This is a genomic window from Protofrankia sp. CiT1 (assembly GCF_917627335.1).
Classification (GTDB): domain Bacteria; phylum Actinomycetota; class Actinomycetes; order Frankiales; family Frankiaceae; genus Protofrankia.
In genome coordinates, this window is sequence record NZ_CAKJTP010000036.1 from 24,584 (window position 1) to 35,706 (window position 11,123).

9 protein-coding genes and 1 pseudogene are annotated in these 11,123 nt (G+C 66.1%); 6 read left to right on the plus strand and 4 right to left on the minus strand.

The features are described from left to right. Nucleotides 1–406: 406 nt before the first annotated feature. From MJ785_RS08750 to MJ785_RS08760, 3 genes are all read right to left on the minus strand, one after another. Nucleotides 407–1,399 carry an AAA family ATPase gene (locus MJ785_RS08750; RefSeq protein WP_239380365.1) on the minus strand — a complete coding sequence of 331 codons (993 nt, stop codon included), beginning with the start codon at nucleotides 1,397–1,399 and terminating at the stop codon, nucleotides 407–409. A gap of 320 nt (nucleotides 1,400–1,719) precedes the next feature. Further along, a complete protein-coding gene (locus MJ785_RS08755) occupies nucleotides 1,720–3,156 on the minus strand; it encodes an ATP-binding protein (protein WP_239311077.1) in 1,437 nt (478 codons plus the stop codon). Between the two features lie 100 nt (nucleotides 3,157–3,256). Continuing rightward, nucleotides 3,257–3,493: a hypothetical protein gene (locus tag MJ785_RS08760; RefSeq protein ID WP_239311076.1), complete on the minus strand. Its 237-nt coding sequence runs from the start codon at nucleotides 3,491–3,493 to the stop codon at nucleotides 3,257–3,259. On the opposite strand from MJ785_RS08760, the gene MJ785_RS08765 reads away from it, so the two are divergent. The 6 genes and pseudogenes from MJ785_RS08765 (at nucleotide 3,492) to MJ785_RS08785 (ending at nucleotide 9,270) form a co-directional block, all read left to right on the plus strand. Further along, on the plus strand, nucleotides 3,492–4,493 hold the full coding sequence (locus MJ785_RS08765; protein WP_239380367.1) for an AAA family ATPase: 1,002 nt from the start codon (nucleotides 3,492–3,494) through the stop codon (nucleotides 4,491–4,493). The genes MJ785_RS08760 and MJ785_RS08765 overlap by 2 nt on opposite strands. After that, on the plus strand, nucleotides 4,420–6,210 hold the full coding sequence (locus MJ785_RS08770) for a helix-turn-helix transcriptional regulator (protein ID WP_239311074.1): 1,791 nt from the start codon (nucleotides 4,420–4,422) through the stop codon (nucleotides 6,208–6,210). The genes MJ785_RS08765 and MJ785_RS08770 overlap by 74 nt, the downstream gene beginning before the upstream one ends. Nucleotides 6,211–6,410: 200 nt before the next feature. Next, complete coding sequence (locus tag MJ785_RS08775) at nucleotides 6,411–7,070, plus strand: hypothetical protein (protein ID WP_239380369.1); 660 nt, start codon at nucleotides 6,411–6,413, stop codon at nucleotides 7,068–7,070. Between the two features lie 96 nt (nucleotides 7,071–7,166). Next, nucleotides 7,167–7,523 carry a hypothetical protein gene (locus MJ785_RS08780; protein WP_239380371.1) on the plus strand — a complete coding sequence of 119 codons (357 nt, stop codon included), beginning with the start codon at nucleotides 7,167–7,169 and terminating at the stop codon, nucleotides 7,521–7,523. A 972-nt stretch (nucleotides 7,524–8,495) separates the two neighbouring features. Continuing rightward, nucleotides 8,496–8,636: pseudogene (locus MJ785_RS22210) on the plus strand (transposase family protein); the annotation flags it as partial. Between the two features lie 148 nt (nucleotides 8,637–8,784). After that, nucleotides 8,785–9,270, plus strand: a complete 486-nt coding sequence (locus MJ785_RS08785) for an ISAs1 family transposase (protein ID WP_239380373.1) — start codon at nucleotides 8,785–8,787, stop codon at nucleotides 9,268–9,270. A 750-nt stretch (nucleotides 9,271–10,020) separates the two neighbouring features. On the opposite strand, the gene MJ785_RS08790 is transcribed toward MJ785_RS08785, so the two are convergent. Further along, nucleotides 10,021–10,995, minus strand: a complete 975-nt coding sequence (locus tag MJ785_RS08790; protein ID WP_239308722.1) for a carbohydrate kinase — start codon at nucleotides 10,993–10,995, stop codon at nucleotides 10,021–10,023. Nucleotides 10,996–11,123 lie beyond the last annotated feature (128 nt).

Sequence of the window (11,123 nt, forward strand, 5' to 3'; positions counted from 1 at the left end):
ACACCAGGGTGGCTCCCTCCTCCGCCTCGCGATGCACGCACCCCAGCCCCGCTCCTTGATCCACACCCCTATTGCCGGGCGCTCTTAATCATCGTCCAGCGGAGGTTCCGCTCTGGCTGCGACTGATCTCGGCGTGGCGATGGGGCGCCGCGGCTCGGATCTGGCAGACGAGTGCGAGCCCGCCGAACACAGGGAGTGCGATGGGCACGCCCACACTCATGGTGACGGTTGTGGGCATGTGGCGGTGCCACACGGCGACCATGTCGACCATGCGCACGAGGGGCACCGCCACGCCGCGCATGAGGGCCACTGGGACGATCACTGACAGCTCATGCATCCCCGGGGCCGGTGCCGTCGTGGTCCGGTGACAGCACCGGCCCGGGAGTCAGCAGCCCGTACCCGAGGGTCAGACCGTTCCGGCGGCGGCTGTGTCCAGAGTCGGGCGGGCCACCGGGATCAGCCCGGGGACGAGCCGGAAATCGGGGTCGATCTGGCCGGCCAGATCGACCCCGGTGGCGTCGTTGGCCCAGGCGGTGGCATTGCGCAGGTGGATGTCGTGCATCTGCGTGATGAAGCGGTCCCAGTCCCGGTCGGTGGTGTCGACCGCGGCGTGGACCTTCGCGAGCGCGGCCAGGTCAGCCGGTTCGAGGTCACCGATACCGAACGGCCGGCCCTGCTCCATCGCCCGGACCGGCGCCGACTGGGTGAAGCAGGCCAGCAGGTCATCGCCAACCTCCCGGCGCAGGAACGCGACATCGTCCGGATCGGTTGTTTTGTTCCCGAGCACGGACAGGGTGATGTCGAAGTCGGCGGCGTAGCCACGGTACTGGCGGTGCACCGAGACCCCCTTACGGGTGGGCTCACAGACCAGGAACGTGTGGTCGAAGCGGGTGAACAGCCCGGAGGCGAACGCGTCGGCGCCCGCGGTCATGTCGACCACGACGTATTCGCCCGCGGTGTCGAGGAGGTGGTTGAGCAGCAGCTCGACCGATCCGAGCTTGGAGTGGAAGCAGGCCACGCCGAGGTCGTCCTCGGTGAACGCGCCGGTGGCCAGCAGCGTCACGCCGGCGACGTCGAGGCCGAACTGCGCCCACAGCGGGTTGTCACCGGTCACTGACAGCAGTCGCGATCCGGAGCCGGGCGGTGTCGTCTTCACCATCACCGCCGCCGAGGGGATGCGTGGGTTGTCTCCGCGCAGGTAGTCCTTGATCTCGTCGAGGTGCTCGCCCATCGGTGGCGGCGCGGTGTCCTCGTCGAGGCCGAGCGCGGTGCCGAGGTGCTGGTTGATGTCGGCGTCGATGGCCAGCACGGGGTGGCCGAAAGCGGCCAGGTGGCGGCAGAACAGTGCGGACAGCGTGGTTTTCCCGCTGCCGCCCTTACCGACAAATGCGATCTTCATGATGGTGCGCTCCGGGGTCGTGGCGGCACTGCCGCGATCGGGACAGGAAACACCGGAATCGTAATCGTTTTCATTAAAGCTCTCCCGGCAGCCCCGCCGGGCCCGCCGGGCCGGGCTGGACGGCGGTCGGCCATGCCCCCGTCCCGACCACCCTGTCGCCATCCGGCGTGGTGTCGTCCGGTATGGTGCCGCCCGGCGCCGCGCGGAGGCTGCGGACACGATCACAGGCCGTCGACGCTTCGGGGTGGCGCCCAGACAAGGCGTGGGGAAGCGTGGCTGTGGGTGGCGTTGCCAGGTATCCCCAAAGATTTCCTTGCGAGCTATGGGGAGAAGATGTCGGCGGCCGTGACGGTGAGACTTCCCGGCGGCGCCCCGCGGACCTCCTCGCGGGCGCAGAGGGCGAGGCGAACCGGCTCAGGTCTGTCCGTCCTGTCCGCGTCCGCGTCCGTGCCGTCGGAGCCAGGTCGAACGGCCCACGGTGTGGCGATCCGCAAGGCAGGCGCCTTCTCCCATAGCCGGCTCGCGAGCCGTCCACCGTCGACCGCACGGGTCCACTTCGCCTCGCCGAGGAGAACCGGGTGCCTGTCTCTGCCCGCGAGCACGACCGCATCGATCTCGTTCTGGCCGCCCGTGCTCCAGTACGGTCCCACGGCTACGATGTCAGGGCCCAGTGCTGCGCCGACGGCGAGTCGACGCAGATGCTCGCGGAAGGCTTCCTCCCAGGGCGCGCCGAGATGATCGTCCAGGCTGTCGATCAGCACCGGCAGCAGCGCCTTGCCCAGACCACGTTCGATCTCCGCGCGGTAGCGGGAAAGTACGCCGAGATAGAAGGCCAGGAAATTGTCGGCAATCCGGTAGACGCTCCGCCGGCTGCGAGCGGTCTCGGTGACCGGCGTCAGTCGTTCGGCCAGCCGTAGCTCGATGAGCCGATCCAGTGTGCGGGCGGGTTCGGCGCGGACATGGTCCTTGATTTCGTTGTATTGCGAGCGGCCTGCGGCGATTGCGTGCAGTACGGCCGCCGGGTACTCACCGTGCTCCACCTCGGTGGCGAGCACCAGTTGTCCTTCGGTGAGCAGCGGTGCTCCGGGCCGGCAGGCCAGCCTCAGCAGGTTGTCGGCGACGTCGGCGGCCTGGTCCCACCACGACAGGTAGAGCGGCATGCCGCCGACCAGTCCGTACACGAGTGCGCGGTCGGCTGGCGCGAGGTCCGGCAGCATGAGCGCGGCCTCGTGCGGACGGAACGGATGCAGCGACAGCGACAGGTCGAATCTGCCGTACAGGGGTGCCCGCTGTTCCTGCAGCGCGGTCATGTGCCGCACGGCCGACCCGCACAACAGAAGCCGCAGTCTGGTCCTGCCAAGCGTCCGGTCCAGGAAGGCCCGCAGGATCCCCGGCAGGTCGGACGAGGTGTTGACGATCTCCGGGAATTCGTCCAGGACGAGGAGGAGCGGCTCGCGCTCGGCTGCGGCGGCGAGGTCGTCAAGGGCATCGTCCCAGTCGGCGTAGGGGCGGGCGGCCAGGTCGCGGAGGCGCCCAGGCAGCGCGGCCGCGGCCTGGCGGGATAGCTGCGCCAGTTCCCCTGCGGCCGCACGACCGGCTCCGGTGTGGAAGACCGACCGTCGGCCCTCCGCGAAGCGCTGCACCAGAGCGGTCTTGCCTACCCTGCGCCGCCCCCAGACCACCGCCGGACGCGGGTCGGTCGACTTCCACCAGGCATCGAGGGCTGCGAGTTCCTCGGTGCGATTGACGAAGGCCATGATCGCCCCAACTCCACGCAGGCAACTTACGTCGCCTGTAACTTACACCTACCGCTAGTTGTGTAGCCCGTCGGTAGCCGGCCACGTCCCAGCTCACCCGCTATGACGTGCACTGTTCCCGCCGGATGTTGATCGTCTCCGAACGGCACCCGGCGACGGTACTAACGTCTACACCGAGCATTTCGGGACTGTCCGAACGCTCGGCGTAAGTGGTGCTGCGCTCGGTAGTGGGCCAGTTGGTGGTGGTCGGGGTCAGGCGTCCCTCGAAAGTGATCGCCAGCGCGTTGAGGGCGGGTGGGTTCGTCGACGGATCGACCACGACATAATTCGGCAGCATGGTGCACGCTTGGCCCTTCGTCGGCCGGTCCATCGAGGTGGGCCGGGTCACGGCGGCGCTAGCCGAGGGCCGAGGAATGCTCCTCGAGGGTGCGGCGGGCGTCGGCAAGAGTCGGTTGTTGCGGGAGATCGCCGGGCAGCAGGACGCGGGCACCTTCACGGTCAAGCGTGTGTACGCCACCGAGGCCATGTCCGCCATCCCGTTGGGGGCGCTCGCTGAATTCCTGCCTCATCAGGAGCCGCATGGGGTTGTGGGAGCACAGGAGCTCAACCTCGTCCTCGACAGCCTCGTCGAGCGGCCGTCGAGTGTTCACCAGGTGGTGTTGGCGATCGATGACATGCAGCTGCTCGACACGACGAGCGCCGATCTGGTTCTGCGCGCCACCCGGACCGGTCACGTGCTGGTCCTTGGGACACGTCGGACCCCGGGGATCGTTCCCGACAGCGTCGCGGAGCTGTGGAAGCGTGACCTGGTCACGCGGATCCCGGTCCCGCCGCTGGACCGGTCGCAGACTGATCACCTGTTGGCGGGTGTGCTTGGCGGCCGAGTGGAGGGACGCACGGGGAACAGGTTGTGGCAGCTGACGGAAGGCAACGTGTTGACGCTGCGCGAACTGGTCGACGGGTTGCGGGACTCCGGTGAGGTCAGCCAGGTCGGTGGCCTCTGGCACTGGTCCGGAGACATGACCCGGCTACACATCGACGTCTTCAGCGTTCTCGAGGAACGGGTGCGTAATCTGCCCGATAACCTGCGCACGGTCGTGGAGATTGTCGCGCTTGCCGAACCGGTCGATTACGGCATGCCCGTCGGGCTGGTCGGGAAATATGCTGTCACGTCGGCCGAAGACCAGAAGCTCATCCAGGCGGACCGCCGACGCCAGCGGCGGGATCTAAGACCACCCCGTGTTCGGCGAGGTGGTGCGGAGCATGCCACACGCCGAACGCCACCTCGGCGACCTCGCGGAATACGTCGAGCGGACCAGCATGCGGCGGCGGGATGACGAACTGCGTGTGGCGGTCTGGCGGATGAGATCCAACACCGTCGGCGACCCACTCCTGCTGGTCCGGGCGGGGCGCACGGCATACGCCCGTTTCGATCTGTCGCTGGCCGGGGAACTCGCCAGGGCCGCACTGGCCGCCGGCGGCGGCTTCGACGCCGTCGATCTACGCGCGTCGATCCTCGGTTTTACCGGCGAGCCGGAACAAGCGATCGAACTCCTGAACTCCGCCGAGCCCGCGCTGAAGACCGACGAGCAGCGGATCCGCTGGTCCATAGCGCGGGGAATGATCGAGTTCGGCATGCTGAACGACCCGACCGCGGCTGAGCGCCTGTGGTGTGCCGCGGAATCCCTTGGTGGCCCCGGCGCGACCCTGCTCCGGGCTGTGTCAATATGCCAGCTCGCCTGGCGCGGCGATTTCCGCTCCGCTTACCAGCGCCTGGCCGAGATTCCGGAAATGGAGAAGAGCTGGACCGGCGGACGATTGTTCGCCGAAGGGCATCGCCTTGTCCTCGCCGCGTACCACTGTGGCGGCGAGCTCCTACTCGACGAGCTGCGCGCCTTCGAGAGCCATCTTCCGGACCATCTACCCGGCCTGCCCTACCTGCGGGCAGTCGCCACCCTCGCCCGGTGGAGCGTCACGGCCGCGACCGCTAGCATTCTGCTGCGCGACGCAGACAGGGACCCCGCCGAGGACTTCCCACTCTTCGAAGCGCAGGAAGGCCTCGCGGAGGCGATGCGTCAGCGACTGACCGGCCGCTTCGAATCGGCGCAGGCCACCACCCTGGAGGCCCTCACGCTGGCGGAGCGGGGCGGGCAGACGCTACTTTCCGCGCTCCTCGCGGAACAGGCGCACTGCGCCGCGCTTCTGGGGCGCCTCCCGGAGGCAGCGCAACTACTCAAGGAAGCCGACCAGCGGCACGCCCGGACGATGACTCTCATGTATCCGTGGATCGAGCTTTCCCGCGCCCAGGTCGCCGCAAGCGAGGGACATTTCGAAACGGCCGAGTCCACCCTGCGACACCTGGCGGACCGCCTACGCGACGATGGATTCCACGGTCTGGAAACACATGCCTTGTTCGCCCTGCTCAGATACGGGCTCATCGGCCCCTCGGACGTCCAGCGGCTGAAGCAACTCGAATCGATGGTGAACGGTCGCCTGCCCGGTCTCGTGCGGCGGCACGCCGAGGCACTGCTCGCTGCCGATCAGGCCGGACTGCGGGTGAGTGCGGGCAGCTACGCGGACCTCGGTCTGTGGCATTATGCGGCGGAAACTGCGGCACAGGCCTTCCAGGTACCCCGTCCGAAAGATGCCATCGGAGTCGGCGCACTTGCCGGATACCTCGCCGACCTCCTGTCCAAATGTGACCAGCCATGGTCACCCTCGCCTCGGATTCCGATTCCAAAACTCAGCGATCAGCGACGAAAGGTCGCTAGCCTCGCCGCCGAAGGCCTGAGCGACCCGGGGATAGGCAAGGAGCTGTTCATCACGAAACGGACCGTGGGTAACCACCTCCGCGAGATCTACCTGATACTGAACATCTCCAGGCGGGTTGAACTCGCCGGTCTGATGAAACTGTACGAACTGCTTCAGGCCCGCCAGACCGAGCATTGGGCAGCGGATCAGGCCCCAGCCCGCCAGGGTCGGTGCCACCACGATCCGCTGCAGCCGAGCAGCTGCTCCGGGCCTCGGTGGCGGACCGGCCCGCCGTGGCGATGAAAGTTGAGTAACTGGACGCCTGGCTTTGAGTGGTCCTGAAGCTGGAGTTCACCTGTGTGGCCATGGACGATAGCGGTCGGTCGGTACCGCTCCACCGGGCTCAGGGCGGAGGTGACTCACCGTGCCCGAAAACCGAGGAGTACGCGATGCTACTCGGGAACCTGGATCTGGAGGCTTGAATGTCGGGTGCAAGGGCGGGGGTGCCAGGTGAGGGGCGTTGGCACAGAGTCGAAGCGGTAATTGGCGTCGTTAGTGTCCTGACTGGTGCGATCTTCGGGGTTCTGCAGTGGCAGGAAAGTAGATCGGCAGCCGCGCCCGTCGCGACAGCCGCGCCGGTGGTGTCCACCGCGCCAGACACACCCGACACGTCGGCGTCGGCCGGTGCAGATGCGGCCGATCCCGCAAAGAAGGGCAGGCCGATGGACGGCCGGAATTGCCTGATCGGAACCTGGCAGCTCTCCAGGTGGGCCCATACGCTAAACGCGTCACAATTTGTCCTGGACACTCCCGGTACGGTTGACATGAAGGCGAGCGACACCTCCACGTTTGTCATTCAGTTCAACGAAGACGGAAGTGGGAGTGATGTTGATAACGTAACATTTACTGGCTATGGATCTACGGACGGAAATTTCTACTCGATCACCGAAGTCGGTCGGGCGACCTTCCGCTTCTCCGTCAGTGGTACCACCGTCAAATACAGCATGGTGAGTGGGTCCGATGTCGTCGACGCCAGCGTCAATCACACGTCTCTGGGTAGACAGACCATCCCGGCCGTAGATGAGACGGATATCTTCACCTGCTCGGCGGGCAGGCTCACGCTGGCCGGCATCGGGTACAAGCAGGAGTTCATACGTGCCTGAGCCCGCCGGGCGGGTCTGCTGTACTCGCGGAAGTCGTGCTCCGTGCTGGTGCCTGGGAGGTGCGTCTCTCCGTCCAGTAATGACAATAATTAGGTGGTGGATATCTGGAGGGCCGGTCGGTTCATATCCGACGAGGCGTCCGAATTCGGCCAGCTGGCCGATGCGCTTCGGGCGCTACAGGCCACTGTCAGTGGCGTTCAGGTTCCGGTAGAGGTGGCGAAGCCGGCCCGGCTGAACCTGGAAAGGCTGACCGGTGTGCTGGAGCCGTATTCGGTACCGGAAGCCGTGCAGGCCACCGACCGGATCCCCGGTATCCCGGGCCAGGCACAGACCCTGATGCCCCGTGGTGCACATCGAGAAGCCGACGAACTGCGCCTCGTCGGGCAGGTGACGTTCGGCCGGTACTATCGGGCGGATTCGGCGCGGCCCACAACGGCGGCGCCATCCCACTGATTTCGACGTGTGGAGTGTCAGAGTCGGCTTGGGGCTGTGAGCTGGGGTTATGCGACGGTTCAGCTGTCGGCATGAGGGTCAACTATGTCTGTGCGACTGCTCTATCTGATCTTTGTCCGGGTCTGCGGCTGACTGGTTCTACTCGGCCGTTCGTCGTTTGGGTGGAGTTGAATTTTCTTGTTGTTTAAATATTTGCCTTCATAACAATAATGGACTTCGTGAACTAATGAAAGAGTTGACGGTACATTTCCTGTATGGCCGAGGTGTGTGCCATCGAGCCGTGGTGGGATGTGTGTGAAAATGGCTGGCTCGCTACTAAATGTCAGCGCCATCTTTATCTCATTAGTTTCTTTGGCGACTTCAACTTTGCTCGCAGCACGGCAGGCACGATCAGCGGACCGCGCAAATCAGCTCCCAATCATCATCGAAATGCTTGATCGCCACATGACCCAGTCTTTCTACCTGAAAGAAGAGAAGATTTGGGCAGAGCTACCTTCGCGCGACCCAAATTTAGGAGTTACCCGTCTACCGGCGGATATTCGGGGGAAGTCATTGAAGTATCATTCTTTTACCAGATGCTGGGCTACCCGCTCGCCTTCGAGGTCGTCGACGAAAACGTCGTCATTCTTCCCATCCGCTATCGGCTCGAGAAGACCTGGACGGCCATACGGCCTTTCGTTGAGAGTGAGAGGGTATTACGCGGCGACCCGTATAGCTATTTAAATACCCTGGAAGAGTTTGCGAAGAGTGCTGCAAAAAAGGATGTAGAGGGTATGACCCTAATGGTCCAGAGAAGATTATCGAGGATTGGATGATGCTTCAGAACTGGCGAAACCAAGTGGTCATAGCAGGGCCTCGGCATTTTTGCTGGGCAGCGGTTCGGTAACCGACAGTGAGTGGATCGGGTTATGCGAGACGCTCGCGCAGGTACCGGACCCACGCCGACGGCGCGGGGTGCGATACCCCTTCGCCGTGATCCTGACCATCGCGGTGTGCGCGATGCTCAGTGGCGCCCGGTCGTTCGCGGCGATCGGGGAATGGGCCGCCGACCTTCCCGCGGATGCCCGCGCTGGCCTGGGGCTGACCGGGCGGATCCCAGGCCCGGTGACGATCTGGCGGGTGCTGGTACGGGTGGACCGGGCGGCGTTGGAGGCCGCGATCGGAGCCTGGATCCGGGCCCCTCGACGCCGTCGACACCGCCGCGCAGCGGCCGACACAGCGCCGCCGGGTACGGCGGGTGCTCGCGGTGGACGGCAAAGCGATGCGCGCCACCCGCCACGGCGCCCACCCCGTGCACCTGCTCGGTGTCCTCAACCGCACCCGCGGCGGGGTGCTGGCGCAGGTCGACGTCGACGAGAAGACCAACGAGATCCCTGTGTTCTCCACGGTTCTCGATCAGATTCCCGACCTGACCGACGTCCTGATCACCGTTGACGCGATGCACGCGCAGACCGCGCACGCCGACTACCTGCATGCCCGGGGAGCGCACCTGCTGGTCACCGTGAAACGTAACCAGCCCACCGTCCACACCCGGTTGAAGACCCTGCCGTGGAAGGACGTCCCGGTCGGGCACGCTGCCACCGGCCGTGGCCACGGCCGGATCGAGGCACGCACCCTCAAAGCCGTCACCGTCCCGGCCGGGCTCGGGTTCCCCCATGCCGCCCAGGCCATCCAGATCACCCGCACCTCCCGCCCGATCAACAAGAACAAGAAGAACGACCGAGGGCAAGCACCGTCAGTGACGTGAGACCGTCTACGCGATCTGCACCCTGCCCGCCCACGACGCCCTACCGGCCGAACTGGCCACCTGGATCCGAGGCCACTGGTCCACATCGAGGTCCGCCTGCACTGGATCCGCGACGTCATACTGGGTGAGGGCCTCCACCAGGCTCGTACCGGCAGCGGACCCCAGGTCATGGCCGTTCTCCGCAGCCTGGTGATCAGCCTGCTCCGGTTCGCCGGCTTCACCAACATGACCTGAGCCCTACGCCACCACGCCCGCCACCCCGACCAGGCAATCACCCTCGTGACCAGCACAAACACGACTTTGCAATGACCCTGCAGGAGGCCCGACGAGATCACTGACGGTGCACGGGCAACGGAGATGCCGGCGGCGCAGAAACATTCAGACCGGTAAGAGGGCGGTGTCGACGGACAGTCGAGACAGCGGTCGCCCTCGGCCTTCCGTACCGACAGGCCGAGGGTGACCGACGAGGTCCTGACGTGACCAAGAGGTGTTCCCCGGCGTGGTCAAGGTCCCGGCTCCCTTGGCGGCAGAGATCGATCTTGGTCAGATCTGACACCCGTCCTTCGCGAGCGCACTGGCAGCCCGCGACGTTTCCAACGTTTGAGGCGGACCTCTTCGGCAATACGGAGAGCCACGAAGACGCGCGGCGCCATCGAGGTCCTCGCCCGCTACGCCGGAATCGGCGACCGCACGGCCAGCGGCATGGGCCACATCGTCATCGGCCCCGACGGGCCGTCCGCCCGGCTCATGTCATGGAAGCAGGTTTGTGCTCTCGCTGGTCAGCCGGCTCGCCCAGGGCGGGTCAGCACCGGGTGTGGCGCAGGTCAGTGCCGCGACTCGGGCCCCGAAGGTCAACGCGCGCCGTACGGTCTCGATGTCGAGCTGGTCGATCCGGCCGCCAAGGTGACCTGCTTGATACAGCCAGTGAAGAAGGCCGGCGGAAAAGGCGTCGCCCGCGCCGATGGTGTCGACGGTCCGCACCGCGACGGCAGGAACCTCCACCACATCCTGTCGGAATGAGGCTATGACGCCCCGCTCCCCGCGCGTGATGATGACCAGTGGCACATCGGCCAGGCCCGGGGCCCTGAGGAGATCATCCAGGGAGACGCCGGGGAAGAGCTCGGCGGCGTCATCCTCACTCATCCGGATGATGTCAGCAAGGCGAGACCACTCCGCGATCCTCGACCGGTACCTCCGCGGACTCACCAGGGCAGCCCGGACGTTGGGGTCAATCGACACCGTCGCGCGTTCCCGGGCGGTGCGGAGCAGCTTTTCGACCAGGTTCCCGCCCGGCTCCATCACCAGCGAGAGTGAGCCGGCGTGCACACACGCCACGCCGTCGAGATGGGATGGGGCCAGTTCCCGCGCGGTCCACTGCCAGTCCGCCGTTCCGGCCGCGTAGAACACATAGCTGGCCTGACCGTCAGCCGCCACCGACGCGATGGTGAGCGTTGCCGGTTCACTGGCGGTGACGGCGCATGACAAGTCGACCGCGGACGTCCGCAGCCGCTCGACAAAAAGATCACCGAACACGCCCCGCGGCAGCCTGCCGAGAAACCGGGTCGGTGTTCCGAGTCTCCCGAGAGCGACCGCCGTGTTCGCCGGGCCGCCTCCCGGGAATACCCGCAACCGCAACGCGGTGTCGCTCCCGGCCGCCGGCTCGACAACAGCATCCGCGACGTTTTCGCCGATCACCGCGACACAACCGGCAGCACGTGGAGTCATGCCTTTCCAAGCGGGCCGGTCAGGCTCCCGGTGGCCTCTCGGACCCGGCGGGCCGGCAGCGCCGATGCGACGGGAACCCTGGACGCGGAAGCAGCCGTGATCGCGCCATCGTTCGCTGTGGCCGCTGG

Coding starts and splice junctions, on each gene's coding strand:
- MJ785_RS08755 (WP_239311077.1), bottom strand. CDS start 3,156: ATGGCCTTCGTCAATCGCACCGAGGAACTCGCAGCCCTCGATGCCTGG.
- MJ785_RS08790 (WP_239308722.1), bottom strand. CDS start 10,995: ATGACTCCACGTGCTGCCGGTTGTGTCGCGGTGATCGGCGAAAACGTC.
- MJ785_RS08760 (WP_239311076.1), bottom strand. CDS start 3,493: ATGCTGCCGAATTATGTCGTGGTCGATCCGTCGACGAACCCACCCGCC.
- MJ785_RS08785 (WP_239380373.1), top strand. CDS start 8,785: ATGCGCGCCACCCGCCACGGCGCCCACCCCGTGCACCTGCTCGGTGTC.
- MJ785_RS08765 (WP_239380367.1), top strand. CDS start 3,492: ATGGTGCACGCTTGGCCCTTCGTCGGCCGGTCCATCGAGGTGGGCCGG.
- MJ785_RS08750 (WP_239380365.1), bottom strand. CDS start 1,399: ATGAAGATCGCATTTGTCGGTAAGGGCGGCAGCGGGAAAACCACGCTG.
- MJ785_RS08770 (WP_239311074.1), top strand. CDS start 4,420: ATGCCACACGCCGAACGCCACCTCGGCGACCTCGCGGAATACGTCGAG.